The 16,310-nt window shown below is 70.8% G+C and carries 18 protein-coding genes; 16 read left to right on the forward strand and 2 right to left on the reverse strand.

Annotation, left to right across the window (positions count from 1 at the left end; genetic code table 11):
* The 8 genes from ABD785_RS33400 to ABD785_RS33435 form a co-directional block, all read left to right on the forward strand.
* A partial coding sequence (locus ABD785_RS33400) for a putative quinol monooxygenase (RefSeq protein ID WP_344836398.1) occupies positions 1 to 642 on the forward strand: 642 nt, incomplete at its 5' end.
* Positions 643 to 655: 13 nt separating this feature from the next.
* Positions 656 to 889: a glutaredoxin family protein gene (locus ABD785_RS33405; protein ID WP_344836400.1), complete on the forward strand. Its 234-nt coding sequence runs from the start codon at positions 656 to 658 to the stop codon at positions 887 to 889.
* Between the two features lie 129 nt (positions 890 to 1,018).
* Entirely contained in the window at positions 1,019 to 1,738 is a 720-nt protein-coding gene (locus ABD785_RS33410; protein ID WP_344836403.1) for a redox-sensing transcriptional repressor Rex, read from the forward strand.
* Entirely contained in the window at positions 1,735 to 3,033 is a 1,299-nt protein-coding gene (locus ABD785_RS33415) for a glutamyl-tRNA reductase (protein ID WP_344836406.1), read from the forward strand. Before ABD785_RS33410 ends, ABD785_RS33415 begins: the two co-directional genes overlap by 4 nt.
* Complete coding sequence (gene hemC / locus ABD785_RS33420; protein ID WP_344836408.1) at positions 3,030 to 3,950, forward strand: hydroxymethylbilane synthase; 921 nt, start codon at positions 3,030 to 3,032, stop codon at positions 3,948 to 3,950. The genes ABD785_RS33415 and hemC overlap by 4 nt, the downstream gene beginning before the upstream one ends.
* Positions 3,947 to 5,524, forward strand: a complete 1,578-nt coding sequence (locus tag ABD785_RS33425; RefSeq protein WP_344836409.1) for a bifunctional uroporphyrinogen-III C-methyltransferase/uroporphyrinogen-III synthase — start codon at positions 3,947 to 3,949, stop codon at positions 5,522 to 5,524. Before hemC ends, ABD785_RS33425 begins: the two co-directional genes overlap by 4 nt.
* Positions 5,524 to 6,501 (forward strand): porphobilinogen synthase, encoded by a 978-nt coding sequence (hemB, locus tag ABD785_RS33430; protein ID WP_344836410.1) that lies wholly within the window; start codon positions 5,524 to 5,526, stop codon positions 6,499 to 6,501. Before ABD785_RS33425 ends, hemB begins: the two co-directional genes overlap by 1 nt.
* 102 nt (positions 6,502 to 6,603) lie before the next feature.
* Entirely contained in the window at positions 6,604 to 7,224 is a 621-nt protein-coding gene (locus tag ABD785_RS33435; protein WP_344836412.1) for a bifunctional DNA primase/polymerase, read from the forward strand.
* A 16-nt stretch (positions 7,225 to 7,240) separates the two neighbouring features.
* Here the strand turns inward: ABD785_RS33435 and ABD785_RS33440 are convergent, their stop codons facing one another.
* Positions 7,241 to 8,920, reverse strand: a complete 1,680-nt coding sequence (locus ABD785_RS33440; protein ID WP_344836414.1) for a serine/threonine protein kinase — start codon at positions 8,918 to 8,920, stop codon at positions 7,241 to 7,243.
* Positions 8,921 to 8,959: 39 nt separating this feature from the next.
* Between ABD785_RS33440 and hemL the strand changes: the two genes are divergently transcribed.
* The 8 genes from hemL (at position 8,960) to ABD785_RS33480 (ending at position 15,894) form a co-directional block, all read left to right on the forward strand.
* Positions 8,960 to 10,300, forward strand: coding sequence for a glutamate-1-semialdehyde 2,1-aminomutase (gene hemL, locus ABD785_RS33445; protein ID WP_425547853.1), 1,341 nt, complete (start codon positions 8,960 to 8,962; stop codon positions 10,298 to 10,300).
* A 23-nt stretch (positions 10,301 to 10,323) separates the two neighbouring features.
* Positions 10,324 to 10,956, forward strand: coding sequence for a histidine phosphatase family protein (locus ABD785_RS33450; RefSeq protein WP_344836417.1), 633 nt, complete (start codon positions 10,324 to 10,326; stop codon positions 10,954 to 10,956).
* A 52-nt stretch (positions 10,957 to 11,008) separates the two neighbouring features.
* Positions 11,009 to 11,539, forward strand: coding sequence for a TlpA family protein disulfide reductase (locus ABD785_RS33455; RefSeq protein WP_344836418.1), 531 nt, complete (start codon positions 11,009 to 11,011; stop codon positions 11,537 to 11,539).
* A complete protein-coding gene (locus tag ABD785_RS33460; RefSeq protein WP_344836420.1) occupies positions 11,536 to 12,288 on the forward strand; it encodes a cytochrome c biogenesis CcdA family protein in 753 nt (250 codons plus the stop codon). The genes ABD785_RS33455 and ABD785_RS33460 overlap by 4 nt, the downstream gene beginning before the upstream one ends.
* Positions 12,289 to 13,812: a cytochrome c biogenesis protein ResB gene (gene resB, locus ABD785_RS33465; RefSeq protein WP_344836423.1), complete on the forward strand. Its 1,524-nt coding sequence runs from the start codon at positions 12,289 to 12,291 to the stop codon at positions 13,810 to 13,812.
* Between the two features lie 4 nt (positions 13,813 to 13,816).
* On the forward strand, positions 13,817 to 14,770 hold the full coding sequence (gene ccsB / locus ABD785_RS33470) for a c-type cytochrome biogenesis protein CcsB (protein ID WP_344836426.1): 954 nt from the start codon (positions 13,817 to 13,819) through the stop codon (positions 14,768 to 14,770).
* 125 nt (positions 14,771 to 14,895) lie between these two features.
* Positions 14,896 to 15,645 (forward strand): hypothetical protein, encoded by a 750-nt coding sequence (locus ABD785_RS33475; protein ID WP_344836429.1) that lies wholly within the window; start codon positions 14,896 to 14,898, stop codon positions 15,643 to 15,645.
* A 12-nt stretch (positions 15,646 to 15,657) separates the two neighbouring features.
* Positions 15,658 to 15,894, forward strand: coding sequence for a hypothetical protein (locus ABD785_RS33480; RefSeq protein ID WP_344836431.1), 237 nt, complete (start codon positions 15,658 to 15,660; stop codon positions 15,892 to 15,894).
* Here the strand turns inward: ABD785_RS33480 and ABD785_RS33485 are convergent.
* Positions 15,891 to 16,088 carry a BldC family transcriptional regulator gene (locus ABD785_RS33485; protein WP_344836433.1) on the reverse strand — a complete coding sequence of 66 codons (198 nt, stop codon included), beginning with the start codon at positions 16,086 to 16,088 and terminating at the stop codon, positions 15,891 to 15,893. The genes ABD785_RS33480 and ABD785_RS33485 overlap by 4 nt on opposite strands.
* Positions 16,089 to 16,310: the final 222 nt, after the last annotated feature.

Genomic DNA, 16,310 nt, shown 5'->3' on the forward strand with positions numbered 1-16,310 from the left:
CCCCCGCAGGGGACCGGGGCGCGTCCGCTGCCCCGCCAGGCCACGGGCGCGCACGCCGCGCCGCAGCCCCCCGGCACCGGTGCCCACGGCCGCCCGGTCGCGCCGGTCCAGAACGGCACCGGACCCTACCCCGCGCCCACGCCCGCGCCCTCCTACCCCGCGCCCAACGGCACCGGCGGTCACGACCGCAACGGCACCGGAGGCTACGCCCAGGGCGGCACCGGCGCCCACGCCTCGCCCGGCGGGGTGCCGCAGAAGGCCCCGATCGTCGGCGACGACTGGTTCGCCGCCCCCGCCCCGCCGCCGCGGCCCCAGCCCAGCGGCCCGCACGGGCAGATCGTCGTCTACACCCTCCTGGACGGCCGTGAGCAGGCCTTCGACCGGCTGGCCAACGAGCTGGCCAGGGTCGCGACCCAGAACGAGCCCGACATACTGATCTACACCTTCCACGAGGTGGAGGGCGCTCCCACCCAGCGGATCTCCTACCAGCTCTTCAGTGACCGCGAGGCCCACGACGAGCACCAGCGGCAGCCCTACGTCGCCCGGTTCGCCGCCGACAGCCGCACCCACGTGCTGGCGACCAACGTCATCGACCTGAAGCTGACCGGCGGCAGCCTGCCGTTCCTCCAGGCGCCCCGTTAGGCATGATGAACGCATGATCACGTTGTTGACCCGCCCCGGCTGCCACCTCTGCGACGACGCCCGTACCATCGTGGAACGGGTCGCCTCGGACGTCGGCGAGCCGTGGGAGGAACGCGACATCACCCAGGACGAGAAGGATCTGGCCGAGTACCACGATCACATCCCCGTGACCTTCGTGGACGGCAAGCAGATCGACTTCTGGTTCGTGGACGAGAAGCGCCTCCGCACCGCCCTCGCGTCCCGCTGATCCCCGTCGCAGAGGGTCAGGAGATCTAGAACACAGTTCGGTACTTTGTGCGCATGTTCACAAAGGGGTTAACCTGAAGGAAATACGCCCCTCTCCGGAGGAGCCGCTCAGAGAGGCCGCCCACCCGCGATGAGCCCCCGGCAGACGAATCCCAAGGACCCGGTCTCCGGCCTTCCCCAGAAGGGGATTCCCGAGGCCACGGTCGCCCGGCTGCCGGTGTACCTGCGAGCGCTGCACGGCCTCAAGGACAGGGGTGTGGCGACGGTCTCCTCCGAAGAGCTCGCCTCTGCCGCTGGAGTGAACTCCGCCAAACTCCGTAAAGACCTCTCCCACCTCGGCTCGTACGGCACGCGCGGCGTCGGTTACGAGGTTGAGTACCTCGTGTACCAGATCTCCCGTGAACTGGGCCTGACGCAGGACTGGGTCGTGGCCATCATCGGAGTGGGTAACCTTGGCCGCGCTCTCGCCGGATACGGCGGATTCGCGTCCCGAGGTTTCCGGGTGGCCGGGCTGCTCGACGCCGACTCGTCGATCGTGGGGCAGCACATCTCCGGTCTCACGGTGGAGCACACGGACCAGCTGGAGACGATCATCAAGGACCACGGCGTGTCCATCGCCGTCATCGCGACCCCCGCGGCGGCGGCCCAGCCCCTCTGCGACCGGGTGGTCGCGGCGGGTGTCACCAGCGTGCTCAACTTCGCCCCCGTCGTCCTCAACGTCCCGGAGGGAGTCGACGTCCGCAAGGTGGACCTGTCGATCGAACTCCAGATCCTCGCCTTCCACGAACAGCGGAAGGCCGGCGGGCCGGTCGGCGAACTCCCCAACGGGTACATCGAGGTACATCAATGAGTCTGCTCGTTGTCGGGCTGAGCCACCGCACGGCGCCCGTCAGCCTCCTCGAGGCCGCATCCGTCACCGGTGACGACCTGGTGAAGCTGCTGCACGAGGTCCATCTCTCGGTCCGCGAGGTCATGATCGTCTCGACCTGCAACCGGGTCGAGGTCTACGCGGCCGTGGACAAGTTCCACGGCGGCGTCCAGACGATCTCCGAACTGCTCGCCCGGCACAGCGGCGTCCCGCTGGACGAGCTCGCCAAGTACCTGTACGTGCACTACGAGGAGCGCGCGGTCCAGCACGCCTTCGCGGTGGCGGCGGGGCTCGAGTCGATGGTCATCGGCGAGGGCCAGATCCTCGGCCAGATCCGGCAGGCCTACCTGCTGGCGCAGGACGAGGACACGATCGGCAGGGCGCTCCACGAGGTCGTGCAGAACGCCCTGCGCGTCGGGAAGCGCGCGCACTCCGACACCGGGATCGACCAGGCAGGGCCCTCGCTCGTCTCGGTCGGGCTCGAGGTCGCCGCGCGCCACCTCGGCGAGCTGAACGGCAAGAAGGCGCTGGTCGTCGGGGCGGGCGCGATGAGCGGCCTGGCCGTCGCGACCCTGGCCCGGGCGGGCGTCGCCGAGATCGTCGTCGCCAACCGGACCCACGAGCGGGCGGTGCGGCTGGCGGCCAACGCCGAGGTTCCCGCCCGGGCGATCCCGCTGGAGGACCTCGGCCTGGAGCTCGACCGGGCCGACCTGATCATCTCCTGCACCGGCGCGGCCGGGCTGGTCGTCACCGCGGACCAGCTCGCGCCGGGCCGCAGGTTCCTGCTCGACCTCGCGCTCCCGCACGACATCGACAGGGCCGTCCTGGACGTCCCCGGCGTCGGCCTCGCCGGGCTGGAGGACCTGCGCACCGCGCAGGAGGCCGCCCACGCGATCGGCCCCGAGGCCGTCGAGGCGGTCACCGCGATCGTCGCCCAGGAGGTCGAGGACTTCCTGTCCGCGGCGCGGGCGGCGGCGGTCGCCCCCACCGTGGTCGCGCTGCGCAGCAAGGCCGCCGAGGTCGTCGAGCTGGAACTGGCGCGGCTGCGCGCCAAGCTCCCCGGCCTCGATCCCAAGACAGAACACGAGCTCGCCATGACGGTGAAGCGGGTGGCGGACAAGCTGCTGCACGCCCCGACCGTCCGGGTGAAGGAACTGGCGGCGGCCCCGGGCGGGGACGCCTACGCCGACGCCCTCCGCGAGCTCTTCGACCTCGACCCCACGGCCCCCGAAGCCGTGACGCGCGCCGACATGCGCCAGGAACGGAGCAAGCCGTGACCCGTTTGTCCCTGGGTACCCGGAAAAGCCTGATGGCGATGACCCAGTCGGGCCTGGTCGCGGAGGCATTGACGCAGGCCACCGGGCATGACGTTGATCTTGTCGGGGTAACGACCGAGGGTGATGTATCCAAGGCGCTGCTCGCTCAGATGGGCGGTACGGGGGTATTCGTCAACGGGCTGCGGGAGAAGATCCTCTCGGGGGAGGTGGACTTCGCCGTGCATTCGCTGAAGGACCTGCCCACGGCACCGGCCGAAGGGATCACCCTCGTGGCGATCCCGGAGCGCGACGACCCCAGGGACGCCCTGTGCGGCCCCGGCAAGCTCGCCGAGCTCCCCAGGGGCGCGCGGGTCGGCACGGGATCGCCGCGCCGGGTCTCCCAGCTCCGCGCCCTCCGGCCCGACCTCGACGTCGTCCCGATCCGGGGCAACGCCGACACCAGGCTCGGCAAGGTCACCAGCGGTGAGCTCGACGCGATCGTCCTGGCCAACGCCGGGCTCGTCCGCATCGGCCGCACCGAGTCCATCGGGCAGGTCTTCTCGCCGGACGAGATGCTGCCCGCACCGGGTCAGGGCGCGCTGGCACTGGAGTGCCGCAGCGACCGCACCGACCTGCTCGAGATCCTCGGAGTCCTGGACGACCCCGCGACCCGGGCGGCCGTCACCGCGGAACGCACCGTGCTCGCGGTGCTGGAGGCGGGATGTTCCGCACCGGTCGGGGCCTTCGCGCACCTCGAGGTCGTCCGGCCGGACGAAGGCGAAGTACTCGGCCTGACCGCCGCCGTGATCTCTCACGACGGCACCCGCCAGCTCAGGCTCTCGGCGAGCGGCCATCCCGACCGGGCGGAGGAGCTGGGGCGCGAACTCGCGCGGCGGCTCTTCGAACAGGGGGCCGCACAGCTCATGGAGGAACAGTGACGGACCCATCCGCGACGGAGCAGCGTGTCACGCGCAGGGTGACCTTTGTCGGGCTAGGGCCAGGCGACCCGGGTCTGCTGACCCTGCGGGCCGCCGAGGTCCTCGGCCGGGCCGATGTGGTCATCGTCAATCTCTCGACCTGCCCCGCCGAGGTGCTCACGCACGCCAGGACGGGCGCGGAGATCGTCGACGCCGACGAGCGCGACGCGCTCAAGCTGGTGGCGTCGACCGCCTCCGGCCATGTCGTCCGCCTGGTCGCGGGCGACTCGGGTCTCGGCGGCAAGGTCGCCTACGAGGCCGAGGCCTGTGCCGCCGCCGGGATCGAGTTCGAGATCGTGCCGGGCGTCTCCGCCGTCACCGCGGTGCCGCAGTACGCCGGCATCCCGCTGCGCGACGAGAAGACCCGTGAGGTGCGGGTGATCGACGTCGCCGCCGGGGGAGTGGACTGGCGCTCCTACGCCGACGGCGAGGCCACGCTGGTGATCCTCGGCGCCGAGGGCTCGATCAGCGAGGTCGCCAAGGGCCTGATGGCCGCCGGGCGCCCGGACACCACGCCCGCCGCCTACACCGCGCTCGGCTCGACGACCGAGCAGGAGACGGTCGTCACGACCCTGAACCGGCTCTACGCCGACACCAAGGGCATGGACGCCCCCGCGATGATCATCGTCGGCGACGTCGTGGAGTGGCGCAAGAAGCTGTCCTGGTTCGAGACCAAGCCGCTGTTCGGCTGGCGCGTCCTGGTGCCGCGCACCAAGGAGCAGGCCGGTGACCTGTCGGAACAGCTCCGTTCCTACGGCGCGGTGCCCGAGGAGGTTCCAACGATCTCCGTCGAGCCGCCCCGTACGCCCCAGCAGATGGACCGCGCCATCAAGGGCCTGGTGACCGGCCGGTACGAGTGGGTCGTGTTCACCTCGATCAACGCGGTGAAGGCCGTCCGGGAGAAGTTCGACGAGTACGGCCTCGACGCCCGCGCCTACGCGGGTCTCAAGGTCGCGGCCGTCGGCGACCAGACCGCCGCCGCCCTGTGCGAGTTCGGCGTGACGCCCGACCTGGTGCCCGCCGAGAACCACTCCAGCGAGGGGCTGCTGGAGGTCTGGCCGCCCTACGACGAGGACCTGGACCCGATCAACCGGGTGCTGCTGCCGCGCGCCGACATCGCGACCGACCGGCTGATCTCCGGGCTGACCGAGCTCGGCTGGGAGTGCGACGACGTCACCGCCTACCGGACCGTCCGGGCCGCCCCGCCGCCCCAGCCGATCCGTGAGGCGATCAAGGGCGGCGGTTTCGACGCGGTCCTGTTCACTTCGTCCTCGACGGTCAAGAATTTGATTGGAATCGCCGGAAAACCGCACAATGTGACGGTTATCGCGGTCATCGGCCCGCAGACGGCCAAGACCGCCGAGGAATATGGACTCAGGGTCGACGTGATGGCCGACAAACCATCCGTACCGGCCCTGGCGGCGGCCGTCGCGGAGTACGGTGCGAAGCGTCGAGCCGCCCAGGCGGAAGCGGGCGAGGCATTGCGGAAGCCCAGCCAGATGAGGCGAGGGGCGCGGAAGAAGAGGTTCTCCTGATGACATTCCCGGTTGATCGGCCCAGGCGTCTGCGCCGGTCGGGCGCCCTGCGCCGTCTCGTCTCCGAGACGCGCCTGAGCCCGGCCGACTTCATCCTGCCGATGTTCGTGAAGGAGGGCATCAGCGACGCCGCTCCGATCGGATCGATGCCGGGGGTGTTCCAGCACACCCTCGACAGCCTGCGCAAGGCCGCCCACGAGGCGGTCGAGGCGGGCGTCGGCGGGATCATCCTGTTCGGGATCCCCGCGGTCAAGGACGAGCGGGGCTCCGGCGCCGACGACCCGACCGGGATCGTCCAGAAGGCCCTGCGCGACCTGACCGCCGATCTCGGCGACTCGGCGGTGCTGATGACGGACCTGTGCCTGGACGAGTTCACCTCGCACGGCCACTGCGGCCTGCTCACCGCCTCCGGAGAGGTCGACAACGACTCCACGCTGGAGCGCTACGCCTCGATCGCCGTGGCCCAGGCCGCGGCGGGCTCCCAGGTGATCGCGCCCAGCGGCATGATGGACGGCCAGGTCCGCGCCATCCGCGAGGCCCTGGACGGCGCGGGCCACCTGAACATCCCGATCATGGGGTACTCGGCCAAGTACGCCTCGGCCTTCTACGGCCCGTTCCGCGACGCCGCCGAGTGCGCGCCGCAGTTCGGCGACCGCGCCGCCTACCAGCAGGACCCGGCCAACGCCCGGGAGTCCCTGCGCGAGGTCCTGCTCGACCTCGACGAGGGCGCCGACATCGTCATGGTCAAGCCGGCCGGGGCCTACCTGGACGTCGTCCGGAGGGTCAGGGACGCCGTCGAGGTGCCCGTCGCGGCCTACCAGGTCTCCGGCGAGTACGCGATGATCGAGGCCGCCGCCGCCAACGGCTGGATCGACCGCGACCGGGCCATCATGGAGTCGCTGGTCTCCATCAAGCGGGCGGGCGCCGACCTGACCTTGACCTACTGGGCGACCGAGGTGGCGCGCAAACTAGGGTGATCTTCGAGTAGTCAATTAGGACCGTTTCCGGGGGTCGGTGCGCAACTTTCCCCCGCCCCTCGTCATCATCGGGGGAAAGCGGTTCTCTCCGGGGGGCGATTCATGTTGGCGGTCTCACGCTACGCACGGACGAAGAGCAAGGCCGCGGCCCTCGCGCGAGATTACGCCGCCCGGGGCTGGGCCGTGGTCCCCGGAGTCTCCGCGCCCGTCGCGGGCGACCGCGCCTGCTCCTGCGACCGGATGGGCTGTCCCGACCCGGGCGCCCATCCCGTCTCGACCGGCTGGGCCCGGCTGGCCTCCACCGACGCCGAAGTGATCGCCGCCTGGTGGGCCCGGACCCCCGAGGCGGGCGTCATCCTGCCGACCGGCCGGACCTTCGACGTGATCGACGTACCGGCGGCGCACGGCGTCCTGCGGCTGGCGATGCTGCTGCGGGCGGGCGTCGACGTGGGCCCGGTCGCGGCCGTGGGAGACGACCGCTACCTGTTCTTCGTCGCGACCCGCGGCGCCCCCGAGGACGAGGACGAGTGGTGGTCCTGCCACCTCGACTGCTCGCCCGAGTCGATCGCCGACAACCCCGGCATGCGCTGGCACTGCCGCGACAGCTACGTGGTCGCGCCGCCCTCGGTCCTGCCGGGCGGCCGGGAAGTGACCTGGGTCCGCCCCCCGGACGGCTCCCCGCTCCCCGACCCCCTGCGCATCCTCGAGATCCTGGCCGACTGACCGGCCGGCCCCGGCCCTACTTGGTCGGGGCCTTGATCGTCTGCTTCGCGCCCCAGCCGCCGTAGACCGTGGTGAGGCTGATCCTCGGCTTGCCCGCGGCGGTGATGGTGATCTTGAGCTGTTTGGGCAGGGAGCCCGAGCCCATCACGAGCTCGTAGCCGACCTTGGGCTTCTTGTAGCCGGGCGCGATCGCGCTCAGTCCCGACGGGGTCGGCACGGTGCCGATGAAGCGGCTGCCCTTGCGGTCGAAGGTCTCCGACGCCCCCAGGAGGGCCGTCAGGGCGTCCAGGGAGACTCCCCAGCGCGTCTGCGTGGCCAGGACGCCGTAGCCCTTCGCCTTGGCCCCCAGGGGCAGCTTCTGCCACTTGAGGCCCTGCTGGACGTAGGCGTAGTCGCCGACCACGAACGCCGGGCGCTTCAGGTACGGCTTGGGCCCGGTCAGGTTGACCTTGAGGTCGGTCCCCTTGATCTTGACGCCGCCGCTGGCCGTGGTGACGTTCCGGCCGCTGATGAGCCGGAAGCTGATCGTCGCGTAGCCCTTGGCCGCGGCCGCGCTGCTGATCTTGTCGGCGAGGTCGGGCCCGGTCAGCTCGGCGACGGGAGTGACGGGGGACGGCGTGGTCGTGGGGTCGCCGGTGGCCGGCGGGACGGGGGCGGTCGTGATCGCCATCGTGGGCGAGGGACCGGCCTCGGCGTCCTTGTTCTTGGCCCCGTAGACCGCGGCGGCGACGACGCCCACCGCCACGAGCCCGCCGGCGGCCAGCATCAGCGGGCGCCGCGAGGACGAGGCGGAGGCGGGCGCCGAGGAGACGACCTTGGCCCGCGGCGTGGACGAGGTCGGCGCGGGGGCCGTCGCGGCGCGGTGGGCCAGCTCACGGACCCGGGCGCGGCTGCGCTTCTCCCAGTCCGCGCCGAACACCGGCGAGACGGCCTCGTCCAGCTCGGTCAGGAAGTCGGCCGCCCCTCCGGGACGCTTGTCGGCCTCCTTGGCCAGGCCGCGCAGCACCAGCGGGCGCAGCGGGCCGGGGATGTCGCCGACCGGGATCGGGCTGTTGGCGTGCGCCTTGCCGATCGCGTTGGCGGAGCCGGAGAAGACCGGCCGCCCGGTGAGGCACTCGACGAACACGGCCGTCGCGGCGTAGATGTCGGCCTGGGCGCTCTGCGGCGAGCCCTGCCAGCGCTCGGGAGCCTGGTAGGCGGGGTTGCCCGCGGGCGCGCCCTTGCCGCCGGGCACGGCCAGGCAGAAGTCGGCCAGCTTGGCCCTGCCGTCCGGGGCGATCTGCACCCGGTCGGGGGTGATGTCGCCGTGGATGATGCCCTTGGCGTGCGCCGCCGCGAGCCCGAACAGGACGTCCGAGAGCACGACGACCGCCGACTCCGCGTCCAGCGGGTCGCCGAGCAGCCGCCGCAGCGGCACGCCGTCGAAGTACTCCGCGACGATCGCGGCCTCGCCGCCGTTCTCGATGAGTTCGTAGACCTGGACGAGGTTGTCGTCCTCCAGCTGGCTCAGCCAGGTGATGCGCTGCTGGAAAGCGTCATCCCTGCTGACGGCAGCCGAAAGGTAACGTATTGTGACCTGGGTCTTGGTCATCTCGTCCATGGCGAGCACCTGCCGCCCTGATCCGTCGGTCCCCAGCTCTCTTACGAGCGCGAATCCCGGAACCGCCCAGCCCTCCGCCACGTCAAGCCTCTCCATGCCGCCCATTTGCTTCCATGGGTGGATATCGGCTGGCTGATGCCCACGTCAAGGGCGTTACCGTTTTGGTGCTGGCACACTGTGAGGGTGACTTCCACTGAGCGTTCTCGTGACCTTTTCGACCGTGCGCAGGCAGTAGTCCCCGGCGGGGTGAACTCACCGGTCCGCGCCTTCCGCGCGGTGGGCGGCACGCCGAGGTTCATGGCCTCCGCCCGGGGCCCCTACCTGACCGACGCGGACGGCACCGAGTACGTCGATCTGATCTGTTCCTGGGGGCCGATGATCCTCGGCCACGCCCACCCGGACGTCGTCGAGGCCGTGACGGCCGCCGCCGCCCGGGGCACCTCCTACGGCGCCCCGACCCGGGGCGAGGTGGAGCTGGCCGAGGAGATCGTCTCCCGCACCCCGGTGGACAAGGTCAGGCTCGTCAGCTCCGGCACCGAGGCCACCATGTCGGCGATCCGGCTCGCCCGCGGCTTCACCGGCCGGTCGAAGATCGTCAAGTTCGCCGGCTGCTACCACGGCCACGTCGACTCCCTGCTGGCCGCCGCCGGATCCGGCGTGGTCACCCTCGGCCTGCCCGACACCCCCGGCGTGACCGGCGCGACGACCGCCGACACGATCGTGCTGCCCTACAACGACGCGGCCGCCGTCGAGGACGCCTTCACCGAGCACGGCCACGAGATCGCCTGCGTGATCACCGAGGCCTGCCCCTGCAACATGGGGGTCGTCCCGCCGGTCGCCGGCTTCAACGAGCTCCTGCGCCGCCTGACGGCCCGCCACGGCGCCCTGCTGATCATCGACGAGGTGCTGACGGGCTTCCGGGTCACCCGCTCCGGCTGGTTCGGGCGCGAGGGCGTCCAGGCCGACCTGTTCACCTTCGGCAAGGTCATGGGCGGCGGCCTGCCCGCGGCGGCCTTCGGCGGCCGCGCCGACGTCATGGACCACCTGGCCCCCGCCGGCCCCGTCTACCAGGCGGGGACCCTGTCCGGTAACCCGCTCGCGACCGCCGCGGGCCTCGCCACGCTGCGCGCCTGCACCGACGAGGTCTACGCCAAGGTCGACCGCGCCGCAGAGCTCGTCGGGCGCTGGGCGTCCGAGGCGCTGGAGAAGGAGGGGGTCCCGCACCGCCTCCAGACCGCGGGCAACCTGTTCTCCGTCTTCTTCACCGGCGACCGCGTCCTGGACTTCACGCACGCCCAGCAGCAGAACTCGGCCGCCTACGCCGCGTTCTTCCACGAGGCGCTGAAGCGCGGCGTCTACCTCCCGCCGTCCTCCTACGAGGTCTGGTTCCTGTCCGCCGCCCACGACGACGCCGCCCTCGACCGCATCGCCGACGCCCTCCCGCACGCCGCGAGGGCCGCGGCAGGTGCCCTGTAGGCCGCGGGTAGTCTGACTTCGCGATGACTGAGACGACGATCGTTCACCTGCTGCGCCACGGTGAAGTGCACAATCCGGACGGCATCCTGTACGGGCGGCTGCCCGGCTACCACCTGAGCGAAGACGGCGTGCTGATGGCCAAGGCCGCCGCCGACTTCTTCGCCGGGCGGGACATCACCGTCCTGTACTCCTCGCCCATGGAACGCGCCCGGGAGACGGCCGCGCCCATCGCCGAGGTGTTCGGGCTGACCCCGGTGATCGACGAGCGGCTGATCGAGGCCGCCAACAGCTTCGAGGGCGAGAAGTTCGAGGCCAGGATGCTGCGCAGCCCCCGGATGTGGCCGCGCTTCCGCAACCCGGTCAGGCCGTCGTGGGGCGAGCCCTACGAGGAGATCGCCCGCCGGATGCTGCGTGCCGCCTACGCGGCCCGCGACGCCGCCAGGGGCCACGAGGCCGTCTGCGTCAGCCACCAGCTCCCGATCTGGACGGCCAGGCTCAAGGCCGAGGGCAGGCGCCTGTGGCACGACCCGCGCAGCCGCGAGTGCGGGCTGGCCAGTGTGACCAGCCTGGTGTTCGAGGGCAACGCCCTGGTGCGCACCGAGTACGCGGAGCCGGCCGCGGCGCTGATCCGCAACCCCACCGTCCCGGGCGCCTGAACCGCAGGTAGAGTCGCGTACTACCGCGTGTAGTACCTAGAGGAGCCGTCGCATGAACCCCCGAGTCGCCATCGCGGTCGCGGCTGTCGCCGGGCTGTCCGCAGCGGGCTGCTCGGCCAACGCCTCCGACACGCCCGCCGGGAAGGTCATCCCGGCGGCCGACCGCGGCGGGGCCGTGTCCGCGCAGGGCACCGGCCTCGACGACAAGCCGCTGGACCTCGCCGACCACCGCGGCGAGATCGTCGTGGTGAACTTCTGGGGCTCGTGGTGCGAGCCCTGCCGGACCGAGGCGCCGGTCCTGGAGGCCGCGGCGAAGAAGTACACCGGCGTGCGCTTCCTCGGCGTGGACAGCAAGGACACCAAGGACGGCGGCAGGGCGTTCCTGCGCACGTTCAAGCTGTCCTACCCGAGCTTCTTCGACCCCGAGGCCAAGATCGCCGCGGCGTTCAAAACGGTCAACCCCAACTCGCTGCCCGCCACGCTGATCCTCGACCGGCAGGGACGCGTCGCGGTCAACCTGCCGGGCCAGCTCTCGGCCGCCCGGATCGAACCGGTCCTCGACCAGATGGTCGCGGAGAAGTGAGCCTCGCGGCCGGGGTGGGCGACACCGTCGTCAGCGGTTCGCTGGTGGCGGCCCTTCCGCTGGCCGCCGCCGCCGGGCTCGTGTCCTTCCTCAGCCCGTGCATCCTGCCGCTGGTCCCCGGCTACCTGTCCTACGTGACGGGCCTGACGGGCGTCGACATCGCCGACCAGAGGCGCGGACGGGTCGCGGCGGGCGTCGGGCTGTTCGTGGCGGGCTTCACGGTCGTCTTCATCGCCTACGGAGCGTTCTTCGGCGGGCTCGGCGCCTGGCTGAACGACTACGCCGACGTCGTCACCCGCGTCCTCGGCGTCATGACGATCATCTTCGGCCTCGCGTTCATGGGCTTCGTCCCCGGGCTCCAGCGGACCGTGAAGTCCTCGCGGCTCCCGGCGGCGGGCCTGGCGGGCGCCCCGATGCTCGGCGCCCTGTTCGGCATCGGCTGGACGCCCTGCGCCGGGCCCACGCTCGGCGCGATCCAGTCCCTCGCCTACACCGAGGGCAGCGCGGCGCGCGGCGCGGTGCTGTCCCTCTTCTACTGCGCCGGGCTCGGCATACCCTTCCTGCTGACCGCGCTCGCCTACCGTCGTGCCCTCGGCGTGTTCGGCTGGGTCAAGAAGCACTATCTGCTGGTGATGCGGCTCGGCGGCGGGATGCTCGTCGCGATCGGGGTGCTGCTGGTCACCGGGGTCTGGAACGACATGACGATCGAGATGCGCACATGGTTCGGCAGCGGAACGGGGGTGATCTAGGTGGGGCTCACCGGCTGGCTGCGCTGGACGTGGCGGCAGCTCACCTCGATGCGGACCGCCCTGGTCCTGCTGTTCCTGGTCGCGCTCGGCGCGGTCCCCGGCTCGATCTTCCCCCAGCGCGGCATGAACCCCGAGCGGGTCGTGCAGTACTTCGACGAGCACAAGACGCTCGCGCCGATCCTCGACCGGTTCTCGGCGTTCGACGTGTTCGCCGCCCCGTGGTTCGCCGCGATCTACATCCTGCTGTTCGTGTCGCTCGCCGGCTGCGTGATCCCGCGGACCTGGCAGCTCCTGCAGAACGTCAGGGCGCAGCCGCCGTCCACGCCCCGCAACCTCGGCAGGCTCCCGCAGCACGCGACCTTCACCAGCGCGAAGACCCCGGACGAGGCGCTGGCCGAGGCGCACGCCCTGCTGAAGGGCCGCCGCTTCCGCACCGCCCTCGCCGACGGCTCGGTCGCCTCGGAGAAGGGCTACCTGCACGAGACCGGCAACCTGGTCTTCCACCTGTCGCTGCTGGCCCTGCTGTTCTCCGTGGGCATGGGCGCGCTGTTCGGCTACAAGGGCAACGTTCTGGTCACCGAGGGACTCGGCTTCTCCAACTCGGCCTCCCAGTACGACGAGTTCCGCCCCGGCAAGCTGGTCGACGCCACCGAGCTCGACCCGTTCCGGGTGACCGTCAAGGACTTCCAGGCCGACTACATCACCGAGGGGCCTCAGTACGGGCAGGCCAAGGACTTCGCCGCCAGGCTCGGCTACCAGGGGTCGTCCGGCGCGGCGGAGAAGGACTACACGCTGCGCGTCAACCACCCGCTGGAGATCGACGGCAGCAAGCTCTACCTGCTCGGCCACGGATACTCCCCGACCTTCAAGGTCACCGACGCCAAGGGCGACGTGGCCTTCAACGGGCCCGCCCCCTTCCTGCCGCAGGACCAGGGCAGCCTGACGTCCGAGGGCGTCGTCAAGGCCCTCGACGCCAAGCCCGAGCAGCTCGCCTTCATGGCCGTCTTCTGGCCGACGGCCTCCCGCTCGGCCGACGGCAAGACGATCGTCTCGGTGTTCCCCGGCCCGGAGAACCCCGCGGTGTCGATCGCGGGCGTGTTCGCCGGCGACGTCAGCAAGGGCCCGCGCTCGGTCTACCGGATCGACCCGTCCATGCTGACCCGGCTCAAGACCGAGACCAACGTCCTGACGGTCGGCCAGTCGCTCAAGTTCCCCGACGGCAAGGGCAGCGTCGAGTTCACCGGCTACAAGGAGTGGGTGACCCTGACCGTCACCCACGACCCGGGCCGCCTGCCCGCCCTGATCTCCGCCGCCCTGGCCATCGCCGGGCTCGTCGTGTCGTTCATGACCCGCCGCCGCAGGGTGTGGGTCCGTGCGGCCGCCGCGGACGACGGGTCTACGGTGGTCGAGATCGGCGGACTGACCCTCGGCGCTCCGACCGCGGAGTTCGACGACCTCGTGAAGGCCCTCCGGCCCGACGACGCACCAACCGAGCCCGTCGCGGCCGGTTCGACCAAGGAGTAGTCCGGTGGTGAACACCGATCTCGCCAACACGAGCAACAACCTGCTGCTCGTGACGGTGCTGCTGTACGTGGTGGCGATGCTCGCCTATGCCGCGGACCTGGCCGGGACCAAGGCCCCCGCCGGGAAGAAGGTCCCCACCGGCAAGAAGGTCCTCGAAGGGGTGGGCGCTCCGGCCCCCGCCGAACCGGTGGACCTGGAGAAGGAGCCGGAGGAGGGAGGCCGGGACTGGGGCCGTTTCGCGATCGTCGTCACGGTCTTCGGCTGGCTCGCCCACGCCGGCGGCGTCCTGACCCGAGGTCTCGCGGTCGAGCGCTGGCCGTGGGGGAACATGTACGAGTTCGTCGTCGCGATCTGCCTGGCGGCGGTGACGGGCTACCTGATCCTGCTGGTCCGCCAGAAGGCGAAGTTCCTCGGCGCGTTCGTCATGGTCGCCGTCGTGATCGGCCTGGGCGCCGCCACCATCTGGCTGTACCAGGCGCCGGGGGAGCTCGTCCCGGCCCTGAAGTCGTACTGGATCGCCATCCACGTGACGGCCGCGATCGTCGCCTCCGGCGGGTTCACGGTCGGCTTCGTGGCGACCCTGCTCTACCTGGCGGCCGTGCGGTTCGAGACCAAGGGCAGGCCGGCCTTCATGGCCAAGCTGCCCAAGGCCGAGGAGTTCGACCGGCTCTCCCACAAGGCGATCATGTTCGTCTTCCCGATCTGGACCTTCGCGATCATCGCGGGCGCGATCTGGGCCGACGAGGCCTGGGGCCGCTACTGGGGCTGGGACCCCAAGGAGACCTGGTCCTTCATCGTCTTCGCCATCTACGCCGGTTACCTGCACGCGCGGGCCACGGCGGGCTGGAAGGGCAAGAAGGCCGCGATCGTCTCGCTGGTCGGCTACGCGGCCCTTCTGTTCAACCTCGTGGGCGTCAACGTCTTCCTGAACGGGCTGCACAGCTACTCGGGGATGTGATCTTGGCTCTTCCACGCTTGAATGGGCTCTCAGGTTGTGAGGTCGGGCAAGCGTGGGAGTAGCGCATGCGGTGGGGACGGCACAGGAAGACCTCTGAGGCCTATCGGCCGGCGCCCCCCGAGAAGATGAGACCCGCCGACGCCCAGCCGAGAGACCGCCGCGGGATCTTCCGCGTGGCGGGCCGCGACGACTCCTCCGTGGGACGCCGCTCGCGGTTCGAGGGCTTCGAGCTCGACGACGAGATCAAGCGGGTCGCCGCGCATCCGCCCGATCGCCCGTCGAGGGGCGACGGCAGGGTGCACTGCGGCTCGCTGGAGCGCATCCTCTACCGGCAGTGGGACGGTTCCCCGCCGCCGGAGTCGGTGCGGGCGGTGGAGAGCCTCGCGGCGCTGCCCGACGGCCTCAAGGACAAGCTGGCGCTCGGGCTGGACGGCATCTACGTCGGCCCTGGCGGAGTACCCGACCTCGACGACATGGGTCATCTCAAGGGCCGTCCGCTGCCCTCGGGAAGGGCCACCTGGGACATCTGCGCGGGGGCGTACGGTGACCGGAAGGTCGTCGTGGGAGACCGGCCGTCACCGACGCCGGACGTCATGATGCACGAGGTCGGGCACGCGCTCGACCACGTCGACGAGCCGGGTGCGGGATGGCGAAGCGACGGCGAGGAGTTCAGGGTCCTCTACGAGCGCTGCGCCCCCCACCTCATCTCGGATTTCCACAGCCAGGCCGGGGTGCTCGGGCGGCGCGAGTTCTTCGCCGACGCGTTCGCGGCGATCGCGTCGCGGCAGCGGCCCGCCCTCGTCGACATGCTCGGCGGGAACATCCGGATCGCTCTCGACGTGATGCTCTTCTTCAACCGCCGTTACGGAATCTGAAGGAGTACGGGGATGTACGTGGTCAGACTCGATAACGGAAGACTTCGGGTCCCGCACAGCGAGCTCACCGAGGACGGCGGGATCGCGCAGGCGTATGTCGAGATCGGTCCGGATGACCCGGACTACGAGCGGCTCTCCGAGCAGGCGCTCTCGGAGGCGGAGCTGGCCGAGACCAAGGCGCGGTGGCAGGCCGACGACGAGGCGCTGCGCGTCCAGTTCGAGGAGTGGCGCGACGCCCAGAGCGACTAGCGGGCTTCGACGAGCGGTTCGTCGCCACGCAGCAGGGCGTGGACTTCGGACTCCCGGAAGCGGCGGTGTCCGCCCGGGGTGCGGATGCTGCTGATGCGACCGGCTGCCGCCCAGCGGGTGACCGTCTTGGGGTCCACCCGGAACAGTGCGGCGACCTCACCTGGGGTCAACAGACGCTCACTGGTGCTTTCCACGGATTCTCTCCCCTTTTGTCCCGCTCTGGTGGCGGGTGGATGGATTCCAAGTGTGCCGGGTCAAGACCGATTCGTGCCCTGATTTCGTAAAACATAACTGTGTGTGACGTCGTGACCTGGGCATATAGCCGGAAGTAACCATGACATGTCTCACAGGAGTCCCGGTGATCTCACTGACACCGGTCTTGACCGGCCAGAACATTCGCAGAAGCGGGTTTCGGC

The sequence above is a fragment of the Actinocorallia longicatena genome (genome assembly GCF_039534125.1).
In the GTDB taxonomy this organism is placed as follows: domain Bacteria; phylum Actinomycetota; class Actinomycetes; order Streptosporangiales; family Streptosporangiaceae; genus Actinocorallia; species Actinocorallia longicatena.